Below are 21142 nucleotides of genomic sequence, written 5' to 3' on the forward strand. Positions count from 1 at the left end.
ATAAGAAGAAAACATCTTTTTTGTCATCATACTTTACTGATTTTATTTTTAAATACTTTGACTTACTGTTAAATAACTTTTTTATTTTTTGGTAGTATCATCAAGGATTGTTTGTCATTTCACTATCCGCGATTTTTAATTAATTTCGCTCTAAATAATTTTTCGCTTTCTAGAAGAATTAAGATAACCATTGATAGAATTATTAATTCTAATTTAACTCAAAAAAGGACATCAATATAAAATCTGGTTGCTGTAGAAATCCCTAATTTTTTCAGTTCAGGAGTGGCAGCCAACACAATAGATCCATTTCGATTTACGTCTCCAACAACAGCTAATTTCACTTTTAATGGATCTAATCCTCGCATCACACATGCACAACTGGCAAAAAATGAACAAAGGTCGATACAGAATATCATTCGATTCATACATTTTGAGTAATCGAACATCATTTTACCCTCCAAAAAACAGAACGTTTGTTCTTATTATAAACCCATTGTTTTGTATTATACAATCCTTTTGTAAATAATTTTTAATACTAATTTGGTACGTGAAATTATATATAGTTCTTCAAAATTCGACTACGGAACAATTTAGTATCTCTTAACTTATTAAACTCGTTTTCATTTCTCTATAAATTAAGAAAGGCTCAAACCCTTATGTACCAACAGATTTGAGCTTTTCATTTTATAGGAATATCTGTTGCAACAAGTTGCCATTAGGCTAGTGTATAAGCAACTTGTAGCTATTACTATGAATGCTAGATTCCTCAAAATTATTACATATTTTTTTATCTTATTCTCTCTTAAACTATATGCTGTATCCAACAAAATTATTCACTTATCTAAAGTTTAGAAAACTAAAGAATTGGACATGCTCTTAATAAAATCTAACAATCGAGGTGAAACACATGTCTTGGTTTAAGAAACCTAGATCTAACTTAGGTAAGTTTTTAGACAATCATAATATCAAACAAGTAGATTTAGCCCAAAAATCCGGTGTAAGTGAAGGAACAATTAGTAAATTGTGTCGAGCAAATACTTTTTATCCCTCTTTTAAAAATGGACAAAAGATTATTAAAGCATTGAAAAGAATGACTCATAAAGAAATCCACCATGATGATTTTTGGATGTGACTAAAATAAATCATGCATTATAAAAGTTCTTAAAAACACATTTTGTTTTACAGCATATTGCTCTAATTTAGATTGCCGATAGTCTGATAGTGTGAAAAAGATAATTACTGGAACAATAGCATTCTGTCTTTTATAGATATCTGTTATATGGCCATATAACTGTATTTTATGTTCATTTGCTTTCATGTGTTGCATCCGATCTATTTCAACGAAATGAGGGACTTTATCATCAAAATAAGTTGCATCGGGAATAATTTGATATCGCTGACCACCAGTTGAAAATTCTATCGTTTGTTCTGTTTTCCACTCCGGAAATCCTAGCCACATCCAGGCTTCATTTCTCATTAATATGTGCTGTAATTGGATACTTTTTTTCACTTCTCTTGTAACACCCAATAAACTACGCCCTTTTTTATTGAGGTAATAAACATGCTCACGAGCTATTTTTGTAATGTGACAATACGGGTGCATATCCTTTAATACACGATTTGCATTTCGAATACTTCCTAAACAATGAATCGCTTGTAATTGTCTTCTTGTTGCAAAATCTAACTTACTCAAAGTGGATAAAATCTCGATTTGTCTCGCTTTCTGTTTGAGTGATTGATGCCTCATTTTGTTTCACCACCCTATATTGCTTTAGTAAATTCCACATATCTTTATCCTCCAAATAGGGTACTTGGATTTCTTCTGTACGATCAGTTTTAAATAATGCTCTTCCTGGAAGGGAAGGTAAATCCTCAAGCCCTGGTTCATCCAAAGCAACCTGTGAAGCAATCGCTGTTGGTAATCGAAAGCCTAATTTCGCATCAGCATTTTGTTTAATTTGCCTTGGTAATGTATCCGAAGTGGGATATTGAGTGCAAAATATGAGTCGGAATCCTAAGCCTCCTCCAACTCGTGCAATTTCGGATAACATCTCCTGACACATATATAATAAATCCCGTTGTTTTTTCGGAAGCCCTTGTGTCGGACAAAGATTTGCTCCTTCATCTACTATGATGAAACAGCGTTCTCTAATTGATGTGTCTATGATATTGGTAAAATAAGAATTCTTCATTATCTCAATTTGTCTTAGCATTTTTTCACGTACTTTAGCCAACATTTCTAACGCCTGTTGTGGGTTTTCAGCTACTTCTAATACTTGAGATAGATCCTTATAAGGACTAAATTCTAAGCCTTCCTTCAAATCGATAATAAAAAAACTCACATGTTGAGGTTGTTGTAAAATTAAACTCGTCATCACATTTTTTAGAAACACTGTTTTTCCAAAACGAGTCATACCCGACACGCACATATGAGGGGTTTTCTCGAAATCATGATATACATGTTTATCTAACGATTTCCCTATCATAACGCTCCATGTTTGCTCTTTTAACAGATCCTTAGACCAATTCCACTTCTTAGGTATTTTTTGCTTAAATACTCGAATATGAAGCTCTCTTTGCTGAAACGATATTTTAACAGGCTTATATAGTCCTTCTTCTAATACTTCAGCTAACTTTTTAATAAGTTGACTAGGTACACCTAAAGGTAACTTGTAAACATAATTCATACTTATGTTATCTTCTATTTCTTTTATAAAAATGGGGTATTGTAATTCCCCTTTATGCTGAACACAGATCTTTGCAATTTCAAAAAACGCAGTAATTTTTTTCTTATCACTCATCTCTTTACCCCTATAAAGATAAGCAACAGTTAAAAAGGTTGCTGGAATTAATAAAAGTGATAACATTTCCTCCATACCTCCTTAAGGTAGTTGAGCTTGTATGGAAGGGAAGAAATACATCTTATAGGTGCACTGTTATCCTATTTTTCAACTACCATATGTGATACTAACGTAGAAATACATCTAGCATATCCATTAGCAGGTACCAAACACTCCCAATAACCAAACATTTCAGACCAGCACGTAGCACCCAATCTGGCAGATGAAATCCTTTCTTTTTCAAAAATTTAATCCCTAAAACTGAGACACCTGTAACACCATAAACAACCCCTAATTCTCCGATGATTGTCATGTTAATCCCACCCTTTCGGTTTAATGGACAAATTCCCTTTACAATCCTTGTAGAGTTGGTAGTCATCTAATAATTCATTCCAGGACAAAGCATGTTCATCTCCGTACAGATCCTCTTCAATGTGTTGACTTAGATAATAGTACGCCCGATATTGTCGATCCAGATACACTTCATGCCTTAACATGTGGTCACGTATGGCACAAAGATTTTCCTCTTTATTAGTATCTTTGTACATTTTCCTTAGCGTTTTTGATGAATAAAGATAAGGTGTACTATACAACATCTGATATTGACTCATATGTCTCACCATCCATATAAAATTCTAGATGCATTTAATACATATGATGGCGATTCACTTTTTCGAATTTGTACAAAAATAAATTAGTGAATAATAACATAACTAATTTATGAGGCATTTAAACAAAAAATGTAGAATTTAGTCGAAAGAAATACATTTACAAAAATTTACCATATATGTATATTTTAGCTGTTAGGGATATTCAATTTTTAACTTTATATATAACAATTAAAGGAGTGTTTTGTATGAAGAACACAGGAGAAAATTGTGAAAAGGTTGATGAAATTGATTTGACTGTAGGTCAAGGTTCATTATGGTTAGCGAATCAAATGAAATTAACGGAAGGTGCTTATAATGAGCCTATTATGATTCACTTAAAAGGTAATATTAATATAGACTTTTTAAAACAATCATTCATAAAGGTTATACAATCCCATTCAGCTTTACGGACAGTATTTATAAAAAAAGATTCAAAGCCAAAACAATTTATTCAACAAAATATAGAATTCGACATTCCAGTGTATGATTTAACAGAATTCCAAGATGAAGAAAAAAAATTAGTTTTAAAAAAACATCTAGAAGAACCTTTATATAAAAATTTCAATTTAGAAAATGCCCCATTATTTAGAGTACAGTTAGTTAAATTGAATTCGAATGAATATATTTTTCATATGATTTTCCACCATATAATATTTGATGGCTGGAGTCTGGGTATATTGATTCGACAACTATCTGATAATTATTCAAAATTAATTTCTAACCAAAAAATTATTAATCAAGAGGCATCTTATAAAGAACTTGTCCAATATGAAATCAACCAGATTTATGGTGCTTCTTATAATGAGGCATGTTCTTATTGGAAAAAAGCTCTTGATCGTGAATTACCTTACACAGAATTCCCCTCTGATTTTAATAGAAATGGACACGATGAAAGGAAACATTCTGGAGATTGTATCAGTAAAATTATAGATACAAATGTATTTATTAAAATAAAGGATTTCGCTAAAAAAAATAAAGTAAGTATGTATCGAGTAATGCTAAGTGCTTATTTTAGTTTACTCCACCAAATGACAAATTCACAAGATATGGTTGTTGGTATGCCAATTAACACGAGACCACGATCACAAGAAGCGGATACTTTTGGATACTTTATTAATACTTTACCGATAATAGTATCAATTTCAAAAGAAGACACCTTTCAAAAATTACTTAACAAGATTAACAATCTTGTTAATGAAGCTATAAAACACCAAAATTATCCATTTGAGCATTTAGCCCAAAACTTAAAATTAATTGGAAATTCAAATTTCACATATTCAACTGCATTTAATATGGTAAAGCTGCCAGAAATACATTTACCAGGTATTGATGCAAAGGTGCTGACAGACAATAAAAGAGTGAGTATCTTTGATATGGTATGGAGGATTATTAGGGATACAACAAATGACGAATATAAAATTGAAATAGACTATAATTCGAGTTTATATAGACCTGAAACTATTAGTGATTTAATTGAAAGATTTGAAAATTTACTTCAAAAATTAATTCTACATGCGGATGAACCTATTTATTCATTAGATTTACTTTTAGATAAGGATCATAGTTTGTATAAGAATATAAATTCAAAAATTCAAAAATATCCTGAATATAAAACATTAGACCAACTCATTGACATTCAAGCAATTGAGTCACCTGATAAAGTTGCCATATCAATGGGGGATAAACAAATTACTTATAATGAATTACAACAACGTTCCAATCAGATTGCAAGCTATCTATGCCAAAATAAGTTAAAAAAAGGACAACGTGTAGGCATTATGATGGAAAGAGACATTAATACAATTGTTTCAATTATAGGTGTATTAAAATCAGGTGGAGTTTATGTTCCGATCGATCCGAATTTTCCTGAATCTAGAATACATTACATACTAAAAGATAGTAATAGTCGCATTGTCATTACAAGAAAAAAATATAAAGAACTTATTGAAGATAATAATATCCATACAATTAATATAGATGAATTTACCTATTGTAATTTTAAGGGATATATTGAGCAACAGCATACTAGCGAAGATATCGCTTATATTATTTATACTTCTGGTTCAACAGGCTTACCAAAGGGGGTAGCAGTACCACACAAAAATGTAATTAATTTATCCTACTCATTAAAAAGTAGTTTTTCATTAACAAAAAATGACGTATTCTTACAATTTGCATCTATGATTTTCGATGCATCAATAATAGAAATCTTTCCAGTTCTTTTATTTGGCGGGAAAATACATATAATTTCTGAAATTGAAAAACGTTCTGCTGAAGATTTTATAAATGTAATTAAAACAATTCATATAAATTATTGCGTATTACCAACTGTATTCTTCAAGTTGTTAGTAAGTATGCCACAGAGACTGTTAGATAAACTGAGTTCTTTAAAATGTATTTTTGTAGGTGGAGAAACTTTACCTACTGAAGCAGTGCGTAAATGGCAAAAAAAAATGGGATTAGACATTCCGATTATCAATGCATATGGACCTACAGAAGCAACTGTATGTACAACCATTTATGAAATTAAACAAGAAATATTAGATGAACTGTCTAGTATCCCTATTGGTAAGCCAATTCATAACAGTGAGGTATTTGTAGTAAGCCCCTTTGGCACGTTATGTCCTCAAAATGTGATTGGAGAACTATACATCGGGGGAGAGGGGGTTGCAAAAGGATATATAAATCAAGAAGAAAAAACGAGAACGGCTTTTCTTTCTGGATCAACATTAAATAATCCTAATAAGAGACTTTATCGTTCGGGTGATTTGGTACGTCTTTTACCAAATGGAAATCTAGAATTTTGGGGAAGAAAAGATAATCAGGTAAAATTGCGCGGATATAGAATTGAGCTTGATGAAATTGAGGAAGTACTATTAAAGCATCCAAAAATAAAAGATACAGTAGCAAGTGTATATGAAAATGATAAAATTGTTTGTTTTTATTTGTCACAGGGGAATGTAGCTATCAAAGAGGATGAGCTAAAAGAATTTTTAAATACAAAATTACCCGATTTCATGGTACCTAGTTATCTGTTTCACCTTGAACTATTTCCATTATCACCAAGCGGAAAAATTGATAAGAAGAAATTAGAAGCAGAAATACCATCTTTACTAGAAAAAACAGTTCATCAATACATGCCTCCTACAAGTCATACTGAAAAAGTTTTAGTTGGCATTTGGTCAAATATTTTAAATATAGAAAAAGAAATAATTAGTAAAGAGGATGACTTTTTTAGACTTGGTGGACACTCGTTAATTGCTGTGCAAGTATTAAATCAAATTCAAAAAAACTTTTATTTAAAATTAGAAGTTAAAGATATTTTTAAGTATCGAACGGTTTCTAGTTTGTCGGCTTATATTGATAAACTAAGTAGTACCCAAAACAATACTACTTATCATGAAAAAATTGCAAAGATAAAAGAGCAACAGCATTATAATCTTTCTAATGCACAGAAACGATTGTGGTTTTTAAACAAATTAAACCCTATAGGCAGAGTGTATGATGTACCAGTACAAATATATATAAAGCCAAGTTTACAAAAGGATTTGTTACAAACTAGTTTTGAGTTTCTTGTTAAACGCCATGAAATGTTACGGACAACTTTTGTTGAAAAAGCCGGGGAACCACAACAAACAATTTTAAAGTCAATGCCTATTGATTTTTACTATGAGGATATCACTCATATTGCTAAAGAAGAACAACAAGTATATGTAAATAGAAAAATACAGTCAAATGACCATACACCATTTGATTTGGAACAAGGACCTCTATTTCGTGTTCAATTGTTTAATACCAATAGGGAAAGTTCATATTTATATATAAATTTCCATCATATTATTACAGATGAATGGAGCTTAAAGTACTTATTAGATGAATTAATGAGGGTTTATCATGCTTTAGATAAAGGAAATACTCCAGAGTTATCTATTATGTCTAATCGCTATATTGACTACGTTAATTGGCAACAAAATCAGTTAGATACAGGGAAATGGAACAAAGAGAAGGAGTATTGGATTTCTGAATTAAAGACCCCTTTGCCGATATTAAGTCTTCCTATTGATTTTAATCATACTAATCAACAGGGCAATAGCGGGGATGTATTTCGAATAAAATTAGACAATGAGATTCACAAATCTTTAAGAGTAGTATGTGAACAAGAGAGTGTTTCCATGTACATGTTATTTTTTGCAGCCTACATCCAATTATTACACTACTTAACTGATCAAAAAGATATCATTGTTGGTACGCCGATTGCGGGGAGAAATCACGAGGCATTTGAACATATACAAGGATTTTTTGTAAATACTTTAGCAATAAGAACACAATTACATGATGCAAAAAATTTACAACAGTTATTACAAGTGGTTAAAGAGAACTGTTTAAATGCTTTTCAGAATCAATCTTATCCATTTGATAAAGTAATTGAGGCAATAAACCCAGATAGAGGCATTAGCAATAATCCGATTTTCTCTACAATGTTTAGTTACCAACAAGACATGTTACAGAGTGATGGCGAATATAGTCTTCAATTATTACCCTTTAATCAAACTATTAGTAAATTTGATCTTTCTGTGTCGGTTGAAGAAGGTATAGATTATATTGAAGTAGCGTTTGAATATAAGATTGATTTATTCAAAAAAGAATCTATTGTAAGGTTTACACAAAACTTTTCAAATATACTTCAAGGATTTATCAACCAACGAACAGCACCATATGAAAAACTCGTGTTTTTATCAGAGAAGGAAGAAGCATTATTTTCAAAAGTAAACAATACAGAGAAACCATATCCATATTTTAAAAGCATCCAGGAACAATTTTATAAGCAGGTAAGCCTATATCCAAATCAAATCGCTTTATCAACTAATGTTTATTCTCTGACTTATGAGCAATTAAATAACCGTTCGAATCAAGTAGCTCAACATCTCTTAGAAAACGGTATAAAGAAAGGAGATAAAGTAGCATTATTTTTAGATAGAAGTATAGATAGTATTATTACAATGATCGGAGTATTAAAAGCTGGTGGAGCTTACATTCCAATTGATGTGAAATACCCTAAAGAACGAATTGAATATATAGTACAAGATAGTGAGGCTTGTAGAGTTATCACAAAGCATGAATATAAAAAACATCTAAATTTAGATGCTGACAAAATTTCTACAGTTGAAGATATCCAGCAAACTAATGTAAATCACGATATTAAAGTTTTGACTGAACCAGATGATTTAGCCTATGTTATCTATACTTCCGGATCAACAGGGAAACCGAAAGGCACATTATTAACTCATAAAGGCGTTCTAAACTTAGCTCAATGGAGAAAAGAGGTATTTCATGTATCACACCTAGATAAAGTGACTCAATTCTATTCACATAGTTTTGATTCGTCAGTATCAGAAATTTTCTCCACTTTATTAAATGGTGCACAATTACACCTGTTAAATGACGAACAACGGTATTCAACCGCTGCATATACTAAGGCTATTCAAGAGATTCAAGCAACTATATCAGATGTACCAACAGTGTTTTTTAACGAGTTATCTATATCACTGAATCAAACAGAGAGTGAAAAGATAAAATCATTAAAATTTATTATAATGGGAGGGGAAGCCGCATCAGCAAGTGCTATTAGAAGCTGGCAGGAGACTTTACAAGATCAAGTACAAGTTGTAAATGAATATGGTCCTACAGAATCTACTGTTACAGCAATGTATTATCCAATACAAACAGGTATGCGTGACAGTTCTAAGACTGTTCCAATTGGAATGCCTATTTCTAATACAAAGGTTCATATATTAAATTCTCACATGCAGCCTTGTCCAATCGGTGTTGTAGGAGAGTTGTATATTGATAGTATTGGTCTAGCAAAAGGATATTGGAATCACGAGAGTAAAACAAAACATGCATTCATATCAAACCCATTTTCATTCGATAGAAATAAGAGATTGTATCGAACAGGCGATTTAGCAAAATGGTTAAAAGATGGTAATATAGAATTTATGGGCAGACGAGATAAACAGGTTAAAATAAGAGGCCATCGAATTGAATTAGGAGAAATAGAAGATTCACTTTTACAATTTCCAGAAATAACACAAGCTGTTGTCATTCCAACAAAAGATGGGATGTTATTACGAGCTTATTACAAAACATTAGACAATGAACAAATAAAAAATCAGCATTTAACTTCATATTTATCCGGTGTATTACCTGAGTATATGTTGCCTAAAGATTATATTCATTTATTAGAGATACCAGTAACTCCGAATGGAAAGGTTGACTCTAGTAAATTGTTAGAAATAGAAGTTGATAATAACAATGCAAATGAACCTATAATTCTGCCTGAAACCACAGTACAAAAAAACATTGCAAAAGTTTGGTCTGAGGTTTTAAGCATTGAAGAAATCAGCATTAAGGATGATTTTTTCAATTTAGGTGGGCATTCTTTAAAAATCATGCCGGTCTTAGTAAAATTAAAACCGTTATACCCGAATCTTAAGATTCAAGATTTTTTCAAGTATAGAACCATAAAGAAACTAGCTCATCATATTGAAGATATGAATAACTTACAAATAAAAGAAGATACAACGTCTAATGATTTAAGGATGAAAAACGATATAGCTGACATCCAGACCTATAATAAAACTGAACCACACGAATCTTTTAAAGACGTAGTAGAATATCCCAAAACAGTACTTCTTACAGGAGCAACTGGATACTTAGGTGCTCATATTCTAGAACGGTTATTAAAACTGCCTTCAACTCTCATATATTGTTTAGTACGTAAAAGTGAAAATCAAGAAATTCATAAAAAATTAGAAGAAAGAATGGAATTTTACTTTGGAACCGAAATCCTTTCAAAAATGAAGGGAAGAATTAAGTTTTTAGAAGGAGATCTATCTTTGATAAACCTCGGTCTCACTTCACAAATTATTAATCAGTTAAAAGGGGACCTAGACTCTATAATTCATTGTGGTGGAGATGTAAGACATTATGGAGAACGTGAACATTTTCAAAAAGTAAATGTTCAATCTACAAAATATTTATTACATTTAGCCAAGAAAGCAGATGCACGTTTTCATTATGTATCTACTTTAAGTGTGGTAGGCCATGCTGAAAATGATCCAAATAACTTCATATTTTTTGAATCAGATTTCGATAGAGGACAGATCCTAGATAATGTATATCTCGAAAGTAAGTTTCAAGCTGAAAAAATGGTTAGGGAAGCAATTAAAGAGGGAATAGACGGCACCATTTATCGTGTTGGAAATTTAGTAGGGCATTCTATTACAGGAAAATTTCAATATAATATAAATGAAAATGCTTTTTATCGATTACTAAAAGGTATATTTTTATCAAGAATGGCTCCAAAAGTTCATACTTATATTGACCTAACTCCTATAGACTATTGCAGCATGGCTATTACAGAATTATCTTATAGAACAAACACAATAGGTCGGACTATGCATATTTGTAATCCAGTACAACTTAACTGGGATCAATTCATTACTAATCTAAAGTATTTTGGATACGATATATTGTTGGTGGATGAACAAGAGTATATAGATAAGTTCTTTAATAATAATTTAACTTCTCAAAACCAACAAGCATTAGAATTGATAATGCCTTTATTAGAATCTGTAGAGGAGGGATCCGTGTCTATCCCTTCTTGTGAATATACTCAAAGGTTTCTAAACAGTATAAATATATATTGCTTAAAACCAAATCAAGAATATATAAACTTATTATTGAAATACGCTATAGAAATAGGATTTTTACCGCCAATTAAAGAACCTATAATGCTGTAAATTAGGTTCTGGTTCGAAAATTTCAAAACAGATACAAATAATCTCTAAATCTTGGCCAGGCTGATTCCGTAAATCAATCTGGCCTTTTTTATTGCTTTCCTTTTTTTTCATTTCTATAATCCTCAACATCAATATGAGCACCTTTTTGAGGGGCATAATCTAAGCGCCAATAAGGTATTTTATATATAGAATATGTAAAATTGTATACTAACTAAAATCAGTTTTAATCAATCCTTTTCAAAATAGATTTTTTTGTATGGTAAATATAGACTCAATAGATTTTGTTATAAGTAGGTAATAAAATATGTAGATTTATTTAAAAATCTTATATAAATATATATCTTATATATATTAAAAATATAAAGATAAAACTTATATAGGGCTAGTAAATATGATTTTATTCCTACTGTAACAAGGGATTTGAACATGCTATAGCGTAAAAAATCATAAATGCTAGAATTTAACGACGGAAAAATAGGCATTAGTAAGCTATAAAACCTACAAATAATCATAAACAAGATCACGTATTTCTACATAAAAAATGAAACAAATTGATGCAGTGTTAAATATATTTATTCAAGTGCTAAATTTCGAATTCATCCACTGTATGTCCACAATTTTACAATACTTACTCACAAAACATTCACAATATAGGCTAACTAATCAACACAATTAGAATTTGTCACATGACTCACGTAAATATTGATGATTTTTGATAGGTGAAGTGCCAAAATCCCTTTATTTCAATAATAATTACATAATATTATTCACATTAGGTTCTATTTATCTACTTATCCACGAAATTTATTGTTTTTCTTATGATTTTTTGTAGGTATTTATATGTATTTTAGATAAGAATAATGTGTTTATTTAAATATAGATGTGGAAAATTGGTTAATTGTATTACAGCTTTGTATAGGAATGTATAAAAAAAGACTCTATTATGAATAGAATCTAGTAAAGGTATCTATGTGGAAAAATCAGTAGAGGGCTTTTTTAAAATGGAACCAATACGAATAGCCCTCTATTTATAATTTTTTCAAAATAGAGAGCGAAGTATCATTAATTTATTTCTATTACCTCAAGTACTTGTTCGGCTGTTGTTACATGAATACCAGTGCGTACTAATTGTTCAAATACACGCATAAATGTAATCAAATTGAACTCATCCGGTACTTCAATAACGCGAAGCTTTTCTTTAGGTAGTCGATCTATCTTTTCAATGAACAATTCGCGAACATCACTTGGAATAAAGCGATCTTTATATCCTCTTGTTTTTAGAAGTTCACGTATTTCTATTTCTAAGGCCATATAAGCATTTAGATTTGCACCTTGTTCATAGGCGTACTTTCTAAATAATGTTTCTTCTTGATACTTTAGATAGTTACGGTGATACGATTCCTCTGTAACAGGTACAGCAAATTTGGATTTTAGTAACTCATATGTATTACGGAACAACTTTTTGATGTTTCGAAGAGAATACATAGAGAAATGTAATCCGAAATCAAATACAGCTTGCTCCTTTTGTTCTTTTGGAACATGTTGTGTAATAAGGGGGTAAATACCTTCTTTTGCTGCTGTATCAAGAATTTGATATTGTGATGTTTGATTCAATAGTTTTTTCAGTGTATACACTAACTTATTTGGATATTCTTCATTACGATCTATCATGTCACGTAAGCTGCGAATGACACTTCGAATTTGTCGATGACAAGTATACTTAAGTACATGAATAAATTTATTCATGTCTTGTGCAAACTCACCTATATTCAGTTCTTGTAGCACAGATTCAATAAAACGAGCTTTCCGAGCATACGTAACCTTAGGGGTGAATGGATCGCGATACTGTACTTCTCCAGCTTCTTTTGTACATAAGAAATCTGTATGTAAGGATAGATATAATGTCGTATATCTTTTTGTATTTTTAACCCCTTTTTGTAACTTGCAAATTTTGAATAGGGGAGTCCCTGTACATGGTAATGCAGTTGTTAATTCTGTCATAACCGCACGGATTTGATGTGGGTATTTCTTATGTAAAAAGCGGTACATTCCGCCAAAATGAGTTGTATTTCCTCTTTCATCCTGCTTGTCTAAGGAACGTTTAAGAGTCGTTTCACTGTGTTGTTGCATAGCAATGTCCAAGAATAGTTTCTTAGCCGCAACTGAAAGCGCAAAGAAAGCTTTTGTAAATACGACTGGGCTAATATACACATAGGAATTTACCTTTTCAGTTTCTTCGTTCATAAAATGAGTTAGCTTAATGGTATAGCGGCCATCTAATTCATTTTCTAGTGTAATAATGTTATGTAAACTTAATTTCTTTAATGCAATATAGAATTGAGAATGCTGTATATAAGCAAATTCCTCTTTATACTGCTTGTAATCTTCCCACATCATATGTACTGTTACATTTGGAATAATCCCATTCGTGTAACATTTCTTGTGTAGATATAAGAAGACTTCTAAATCTGCATTTGTAATGCCATATAATTTATGTTTTCGTCCCATTGTTTCTGAAATAGCAGATAGTGTACGACGTGAAAAAGATGGTTTCGCCTGGGCCACAAAGCCGTCTACATCAGCAATGCGTTCTTCATATGTCATATGATCGAGAATATCCTCAAGGTATGTATCTTTATAGCTGTAGTATTTCTCTTCAAAAGCTTCAACAAGTTTCTGCCAAGATTTTAATGTTACTAGAACTGCATTTGTATCTTGTCCATTTAGACTACGTTGATTACGAATAATAAATGATTGTCCCATCTTTTTCACCTCCTACACATAAATCCAGAAATATATGCCAAAACAATATAAAATATACCAATTATGATTATATCAAATTGAAATTTGATGAAATGTGCCCCTTTAAGAGAGAAAATGAAAAGATGAAATGCACGTTAATCCCTTATGTATCAAGGGATTTGAAGATTTATCGATTTTTTTTTATGGACATCATACCGCTACAGATTTTCATCTTTGTAGAAAATCAAAAAATCATTAGAAATAACCTCATAAACATTAATATAACAACGTTTATGAGGTTTTTTTAAAAAAATGAAAGGGACATCATATAGCTATAAGTTTTCATATTTTTAGATATGAAATTACTCATACGATAGCCTTTAAACATTGATATTAAAGGATTTAAACCCGAAATTTCAATTTTTAAAAGGGACATCATATAGCTAAATCCTTTTCATCTTTTTATAAAAAAAGGGACATCATACCGCTACAGGTTTTCATATTATATAAATAGCCGAAAATACGAACAAAAGGCAGTGAATGTATGATGTCAAAGGGTTTACAGAACATTCACGTCATTCAAAAGGGACATCATATAGCTATGAGTTTTCATGTTTTTAGATATGGAATTATTCATAGAATAGTCTTTAAGCGTTGATATTAAAGGATTCAATCTCGAAATTTTAAATTTTAAAAGGGACATCATATAACTAAGACCTTTTCATCTTTGTATGAAAGAAGGACATCATACCGCTACAGATTTTCATATTATATAAATAGTTAAAAATACGAACAAAAGGTAGTGGGTGTATGATATAAAAGGATTAATAGAACTTTTACATCATTCCAAAGAGACATCATATGGCTATAAATTTTCATGTTCCAAATTGTAATTACAAAAGAAAATCTTTTATATCAAACTTTAGCCCTCTTTTTTAAAATTTTTTTGCAGCTGAATGGGTAATGATATAGCTACAGATTTTCATGTTATGAAAAATAAGACTAATAGAAGAGGGATCAATGAAAAAAGTTAGGATACTATGTAAGCCCTTGAATTAACTCGTATTTGGATTTTACAAATTAATTTGGTCTTGTATAATCATTAAAAGAGATGATTATAGGTATAAATACTAGGATCCCGTAAAGGTGTAATGTAGAAAATTTCAAATAAAATATTCTAATTATCTTTCTTGTTATTTAGAAAGGAACATCATATAGCTAAGTATTTTCACGTTTAAATAACACTTATTAAATTTGTGTAAGGAGAAAAATATATATGGAAGACGTTCTACAATTGTTTAGAGATGCATTATCAATAACAGAACCAATTTATAAACAGAACGAGCCATTGTGGCGTAAATGGAATTCTTACTATGTAGACGTTGAAGCAGATAATAGTAAAATTGTAACTTCAGAATACCTTTCTCCATCATTTTCAATGCTTGTACAGTGGGTGAAGCAGCAACAAGGAAAAGGTATTTCAGCTTTAGATATATTTAAAAATATAGATACTCACAAAGTAACAATTCATGAGACAATTGATGTCTTTATAGCCCAAGAGTTTCGTAATGATGAAACAGTTAATACTAAGACACATACACAAGTGATTGAACCTGATGCGAATATAGCGCATGAAAATTATTTAGAAGTAAATAATTCCGCCGTTTATTATAAGTTAAGAGATGGGATAGCAAAGAATCAATTTGAGGAAGATGAAAATACAAAATTAAAATCATATCCCATTGAAACGAAAGATAGTAATGGAGTAGCACAGCTTTCATCTCATAAAGATGAAGACCTAAGGTTAACGAATATTGAAGAAGCCGCAAGATGGAATACATTAGTAGATGGTGTAATGAGTAATATGGATGATTTAACAGCAGACGTACTAGATACCATCACCATTCAATGGCTAAATGAAGCAAACACACCTGATGAATTTATTGATTTTTCATATGAACAAGTTTTAGAAATGTGCAGTATTTCAAAAGCAAAAGCAAATGGTGTTGAATATTATAGAGTGGAAGATAAGATTAAGGTAGCTAAACGTATAGCGGCCCTAGCAAGTATTTTTATATACTTAAATGATGAGAATGAAGTAGTCGTACTAAATGATCGCGCTGAAACCGGGAAACATTATGAAGTAAAGCGTGAAGTAATTAAAAGGTTATTTGTATTAGATTCTGTAGTGCTTTGGAGAGATAAAAATACCAATGAATACATGGGTATAGAATCGTGCCGAATTAAACCGGGCAGTTTCTTATCCAGTTACCTATATGGATCTAATAGCACTACGGCACTATTATCAAAAAAGGCCCTTGAATATAATAGCTATAGACACAAATATCATAAAAGGTTAATTCGTTATTTGACATGGCAGTGGAGAATTCGTCAAATGTTTTCTAACTTAAAAAGGCCCTATTCTATAGGGGGAGATAAAGGGTTATTAGCAGTAATGGGTATAAACCAAAAGCAAAAGCCTAACCGTATTCGTGAGCAATTAGAAAATGTTTTAAGTGATTTAGAAAAAGAAGGTGTAATTTCTCATTGGGGATATGATAAGGGATTAGATGAGGATCAATTGACGAAGAAGAATTGGTTTAAAAAATATTATTCGCAGTTAGGAATAGTAATATTACCACCTAAAGAATTAATTCATTCAATGGAAAACTTAGCAAAGAAGAAGGCTACTGATGTAATTCATTCAACGGAAAGCTTAGCGAGGCAGACTATTGATGTAATTCATAGGGAGAATCAGTCAGTAAAAACTGAAGAAAAGCCCTTAGATATGAATAGAAATGAACAGTTAATTCGGGATAGAATAGAATTTATGCATCGGAGAAAGAACATAACTATGCGAGAGCTCTCAGCAGAGATAGGCATATCACAACCCACTCTTTCAAGATTCTATAATAAAAAAACAAAGCGTCTCTCTGGAACTGCGAGAGACAAATTAAACCGATGGTATAAAAGACAAATGATCATCGATAAAATGTAAATTAAAGCTAAAAATTAGTATTAAAAAGAGTCCTAGAAATAGGACTCTTTTTAATGTAGTTATTGAATTTGCCGATTTTGAAATACACTACGGAAATATAGAAATATCCCTTTTTGGAAATAGGGATATTTCTATATTATAAAGAAGCTTATATTAGTGAAATGTGGTACATACAATAGAATCAGCAATTTATATTACTCCAGTAATTTTTCAAAGGCTCCCCCTATACCTCCATTTCTGATAGCATAAGAAGGGATATAGGGAAATATCTAATTATAGAAATAGGGATATTTCTATAATCGACAAGGATTAGGCCTTTTTTATTTCTAGAGATAAAACAAAAACTAGGTTACTTAGAAAAATGGACAAGTTAGATGAAATAAAATAATTTTTTGTTATTTTTTAAGGATGGAAGAGGACTAATGGTCTTTAATCAAACCTAATTTCAAAGCTACACATTTTTGGGTGGAGAAATAGGAGTATCTTCGCTATTTTTGGTAACAAAAGAAGGGATATATAGAAATATCTACTTATAGAAAAAGGGATATTTCTATATTGTAGAGAAGAGCACAGCGATGATATGTGGTACATGTAATAGAGTTATAGAATTAACGGATAATGCCTAAACAATTGATGTCAAAAGAGATTATTTACTTTTCATTCTATTCAATAATCGGGCCATTTAATTGAATAAATCTAACCATTTCTAGAAGAAACGGTTAGATTGACGAGAGAAAGTTTATTCACTCGTATTTCTTTAAAATAATAGCTGCATTATGACCTCCGAAGCCAAATGAGTTAGATAGACCCGTATTTATTTTCACTTGGCGAGCAACAGACGGTACATAATCTAGATCACATAATGGATCAGGATCTTCTAAGTTAATTGTTGGAGGAACTATCTCTTCCTTTATGCTCATTGCTAAAGCAATTGCTTCAACTCCACCAGCTGCCCCTAACATATGACCAAGCATAGATTTATTAGCTGTTACTGGAATCTGATAAGCTTGTTTTCCAAACAGCTGCTTAATAGCCATCGTTTCAGATATGTCTCCCACTTTTGTACTTGTTGCATGGGCACTAATAACATCAATTTCTTCAGGCGATATATTGGCATTTTTTAAAGCTGAACTCATTGCAAGATAGGCACCTTTACCTTTCGGATGTGTAGCTACGATATGGTGTGCGTCTGAACTTGCACCATATCCAATGACTTCTGCATAAATCTTTGCCTCTCTACGCAAAGCATGAGATAAAGATTCTAAGATTAGAATTCCAGCTCCTTCTGACATGACAAATCCATCTCGACTTTCATCAAATGGACGACTAGCTTTAGTGGGATCATCGTTTCTTGTTGATAATGCTGTAGCATTACCAAAGCTTGCTATTGATAAGTCTGTTATAGCTGCCTCTGTTCCACCCGCAAACACAACGTCAACTTCTCCAGAGCGAATTAGTCTAAAGGCTTCTCCGATAGCAGTATTTCCAATTGCACAAGCAGAAACAGGCGACATAGAAGGTCCCATCGCGTTCCACTTGATACTAATTTGTGCTGCAGCAGCATTAGAAATCATGGCAGGTACTAGAGTTGGGCTGACTTTTCTTGGCCCCTTCTGCCTAAGCGCATCAATATTTTTAATCAAGGTTTCAATTCCTCCTATACCTGAACCTACGTATACGCCTAACCTTTCTACATCTATACGATCGAGGTCTAACTTAGAATCTGCCCAAGCTTGTTCAGCTGCAGCCAAAGCAAATTGAGAAAAACGATCTAAACGTCTTGCTTCTTTCTTTCCTAAAACTTCATCTGCATCAAAATCTTGGACGATACCTGCAATTTTTGTCTTATGATTAGTAACATCAAATGTATCAATAGTGGATATACCAGATTCCCCGTTAATCAAATTGTTCCAAAATGTTTGGATATTGTTTCCTATAGGGGAAACTACCCCCATACCAGTAATCACAACTCGTTCCACTTTTCATCCCTCCAAATCAATAATTTACTAGTATTTTACATCTTTTTTATCCTATTACAAGGGATAGTTTATCCTGGTATAATTACTACTAGGTTAAATTGATATGATAAGGAGTTTTAAAAGTGAATGATAAAACTAGGATTGAAGCTTTGTCGACATTCTTAAAAGCTAAGCGTGCCCAAATTAAGCCTGAGTCTATTGGTTTACCTGCCGGAACCCGGAGAAGGACACCTGGATTACGAAGAGAAGAGGTTGCACAATTAGCAGGTGTAAGTACCACTTGGTATACATGGCTAGAGCAAGGAAGGGATATAAAAGTTTCTTCGATCGTACTTGATTGTATTTCTACAGCTTTACAATTAAATAATGATGAAAGAGACTACTTATATAACCTGGCATTAGAGGCAAAGCCGGAAATTACAAATCCAAAAAATGATCAATCAGAGCTGAATCCTTCTTTAAAACGAATACTTGCTGAATTAAAATATTGTCCGACTATCATTACGAATCGACATTGCCATATTGTGGGCTGGAATCCTGCAGCTGCTCATGTTTTTTTAGATTTTGAACAAATACCGAATGATCAAAGAAATTTGATTCGTTTAGTGTTCACAAGAAAAGAATTTAAAACATTGGCCGTCAATTGGGAACATTTTGCTAAAGGTTTTCTTGCTATTTTCCGTACCTATTATGGACACTATTTAGGCGATGAATGGTACAACCAATTTATTAAAGAAATGAGTCATTCACATTCAGAATTCCAGGATTTATGGCAAGAAAGTCAAGTAAGTAAGGCTCCAGAAATGATAATTGAATTCAGACATGCTAAAGCAGGCAAAATGTTGTTTAATTTAACTTCTCTTCAGGTTCAAGGTGATATGGATTTACGGTGCAGTATCTATACACCAGTAGAGGAAACAGATACAGAAAATAAATTAAAGCGATTAATGAAGAGGGTTTCCGTTGAAAATTAATAAAGTAATTTCATTACACTAGCGAAATGATACTAATTACTAAACGAAGTCATTATTCCTTATGGGAAAAAGAGTTAACTTTACTGTTGCCCTCTTGTTCCACGGGCGGATGGCGTTAGTTGAAAAAAATAAGCTAATTTGCATTCGTGTTTCTATTTTCGTTATTCCATTATAGGGCGCGATTGTGGAATAATGGAAAATGATTAAACTTTTTTATAAAAAATTATTCACTAGCAACAAACAACCTAAGCATTTTGATCAAACTTTTTTCAAAATGTTTGGGTTTTTTCTGTTGAAAAATCAATTTTTGTAGCATGCTTTTGATCAAACTTTATTACAAACCAACAGTATCTTCGCTATTTTTTGATAACAAAAAGTAGGGATATATAGAAATATCGACTTATGGAAATAGGGATATTTCCATATTACAGGAAGAGAGCAAGGCGATGATATGTGGTACATATAATAGAATTAACGAATAATGCCTAAACCATTGATGTCAAAGGCGATTAACTACAATGAAAATAAAGGATATTCCAGATTTTGAAGAGATAAAAAGAATGGCGCTACTGGCTTATAAACAATGGAGGGGTTAATACTGATTAGTGGCCCAGTGTTATTGTAGCTAACGAAGTACAAGGAAAATATTAAACAGTTAGCTTTAGAGATAAAACGATTGATGAAGGAATATCATGAGGAAGTTGCAGCGGCGAGAGAAAAGAAAAAGCCGTGGAGGAAGTTCTGGTGACGATATTTTTTTAAATCACAAAAATATAGAAATATCCCTATTTCTATGTAGGGATATTTCTATATTTCTTTTAATAATTTAAATTTACTTTTCTGTTCGGGAGTTAATTGATTTTCTACATAATGATGTATAAGTAAATCTATTATTTCATGATCATATTTCTTATTAGTGAGCTTCATTAGTGCTCCAAGCTCTTCATGAGATTGGCTAGAGATTTTAATACTGCTCTGTTGGTTTTTAAATTCCTTTTTCTCTTACTCATTTTTAGGTGAAGAAACAGGAGTATCTTCGCTATTTTTGATAACAAAAGTAGGGATATATAGAAATAGGGATATTCCTATGCTGCGGGAGAAGAACACAGCGATGATATGTGGTACATGTAATAGAATTATAGAATTAACGGATAATG

The 21142-nt window shown here is 31.7% G+C and carries 10 protein-coding genes and 2 pseudogenes; 4 read left to right on the forward strand and 8 right to left on the reverse strand.

What is annotated here, in order from left to right:
* Positions 1-236 precede the first annotated feature (236 nt).
* Positions 237-446: pseudogene (locus ACM6HU_RS16745) on the reverse strand (damage repair protein); the annotation flags it as partial.
* Positions 447-907: 461 nt separating this feature from the next.
* Here ACM6HU_RS16745 and ACM6HU_RS16750 point away from each other — a divergent pair.
* Positions 908-1132, forward strand: coding sequence for a helix-turn-helix domain-containing protein (locus tag ACM6HU_RS16750; protein ID WP_016113529.1), 225 nt, complete (start codon positions 908-910; stop codon positions 1130-1132).
* On the opposite strand, the gene ACM6HU_RS16755 is transcribed toward ACM6HU_RS16750, so the two are convergent.
* From ACM6HU_RS16755 to ACM6HU_RS16770, 4 genes are all read right to left on the reverse strand, one after another.
* A complete protein-coding gene (locus ACM6HU_RS16755; protein ID WP_016113530.1) occupies positions 1133-1747 on the reverse strand; it encodes a replication-relaxation family protein in 615 nt (204 codons plus the stop codon). It abuts the gene before it with no gap.
* Entirely contained in the window at positions 1686-2867 is a 1182-nt protein-coding gene (locus ACM6HU_RS16760; protein ID WP_016113531.1) for an FtsK/SpoIIIE domain-containing protein, read from the reverse strand. The genes ACM6HU_RS16755 and ACM6HU_RS16760 overlap by 62 nt, the downstream gene beginning before the upstream one ends.
* A gap of 100 nt (positions 2868-2967) precedes the next feature.
* Positions 2968-3153 (reverse strand): hypothetical protein, encoded by a 186-nt coding sequence (locus ACM6HU_RS16765; RefSeq protein ID WP_016113532.1) that lies wholly within the window; start codon positions 3151-3153, stop codon positions 2968-2970.
* A 1-nt stretch (position 3154) separates the two neighbouring features.
* Positions 3155-3451: a phage protein gene (locus tag ACM6HU_RS16770; RefSeq protein WP_033671300.1), complete on the reverse strand. Its 297-nt coding sequence runs from the start codon at positions 3449-3451 to the stop codon at positions 3155-3157.
* Positions 3452-3696: 245 nt separating this feature from the next.
* On the opposite strand from ACM6HU_RS16770, the gene ACM6HU_RS16775 reads away from it, so the two are divergent.
* A complete protein-coding gene (locus ACM6HU_RS16775) occupies positions 3697-11292 on the forward strand; it encodes a non-ribosomal peptide synthetase (protein WP_016113534.1) in 7596 nt (2531 codons plus the stop codon).
* Between the two features lie 1062 nt (positions 11293-12354).
* Here the strand turns inward: ACM6HU_RS16775 and ACM6HU_RS16780 are convergent.
* Positions 12355-14055 carry a hypothetical protein gene (locus ACM6HU_RS16780; protein ID WP_016113535.1) on the reverse strand — a complete coding sequence of 567 codons (1701 nt, stop codon included), beginning with the start codon at positions 14053-14055 and terminating at the stop codon, positions 12355-12357.
* A gap of 1255 nt (positions 14056-15310) precedes the next feature.
* On the opposite strand from ACM6HU_RS16780, the gene ACM6HU_RS16785 reads away from it, so the two are divergent.
* Complete coding sequence (locus ACM6HU_RS16785) at positions 15311-17032, forward strand: helix-turn-helix domain-containing protein (protein ID WP_016113537.1); 1722 nt, start codon at positions 15311-15313, stop codon at positions 17030-17032.
* Positions 17033-17775: 743 nt separating this feature from the next.
* Here ACM6HU_RS16785 and fabF read toward each other — a convergent pair.
* Entirely contained in the window at positions 17776-19011 is a 1236-nt protein-coding gene (gene fabF, locus ACM6HU_RS16790) for a beta-ketoacyl-ACP synthase II (RefSeq protein WP_016113538.1), read from the reverse strand.
* Positions 19012-19133: 122 nt separating this feature from the next.
* Between fabF and ACM6HU_RS16795 the strand changes: the two genes are divergently transcribed.
* Positions 19134-19985, forward strand: a complete 852-nt coding sequence (locus ACM6HU_RS16795; RefSeq protein WP_016113539.1) for a helix-turn-helix transcriptional regulator — start codon at positions 19134-19136, stop codon at positions 19983-19985.
* A gap of 807 nt (positions 19986-20792) precedes the next feature.
* Here ACM6HU_RS16795 and ACM6HU_RS16800 read toward each other — a convergent pair.
* A pseudogene (locus tag ACM6HU_RS16800) lies at positions 20793-21035 on the reverse strand (hypothetical protein).
* Positions 21036-21142: the final 107 nt, after the last annotated feature.

Origin of the sequence: Bacillus sp. IT-79MI2 (assembly GCF_949768135.1) — a bacterium.
Taxonomy (GTDB): Bacteria; Bacillota; Bacilli; order Bacillales; family Bacillaceae_G; genus Bacillus_A; species Bacillus_A pseudomycoides.

What these genes read in the sequence shown, in the direction of transcription:
- ACM6HU_RS16750 (WP_016113529.1), top strand. Translation starts at nt 908, where the DNA reads ATGTCTTGGTTTAAGAAACCTAGATCTAACTTAGGTAAGTTTTTAGAC.
- ACM6HU_RS16785 (WP_016113537.1), top strand. Translation starts at nt 15,311, where the DNA reads ATGGAAGACGTTCTACAATTGTTTAGAGATGCATTATCAATAACAGAA.
- ACM6HU_RS16760 (WP_016113531.1), bottom strand. Translation starts at nt 2,867, where the DNA reads ATGTTATCACTTTTATTAATTCCAGCAACCTTTTTAACTGTTGCTTAT.
- ACM6HU_RS16755 (WP_016113530.1), bottom strand. Translation starts at nt 1,747, where the DNA reads ATGAGGCATCAATCACTCAAACAGAAAGCGAGACAAATCGAGATTTTA.
- ACM6HU_RS16770 (WP_033671300.1), bottom strand. Translation starts at nt 3,451, where the DNA reads ATGAGTCAATATCAGATGTTGTATAGTACACCTTATCTTTATTCATCA.
- ACM6HU_RS16780 (WP_016113535.1), bottom strand. Translation starts at nt 14,055, where the DNA reads ATGGGACAATCATTTATTATTCGTAATCAACGTAGTCTAAATGGACAA.
- ACM6HU_RS16775 (WP_016113534.1), top strand. Translation starts at nt 3,697, where the DNA reads ATGAAGAACACAGGAGAAAATTGTGAAAAGGTTGATGAAATTGATTTG.
- ACM6HU_RS16765 (WP_016113532.1), bottom strand. Translation starts at nt 3,153, where the DNA reads ATGACAATCATCGGAGAATTAGGGGTTGTTTATGGTGTTACAGGTGTC.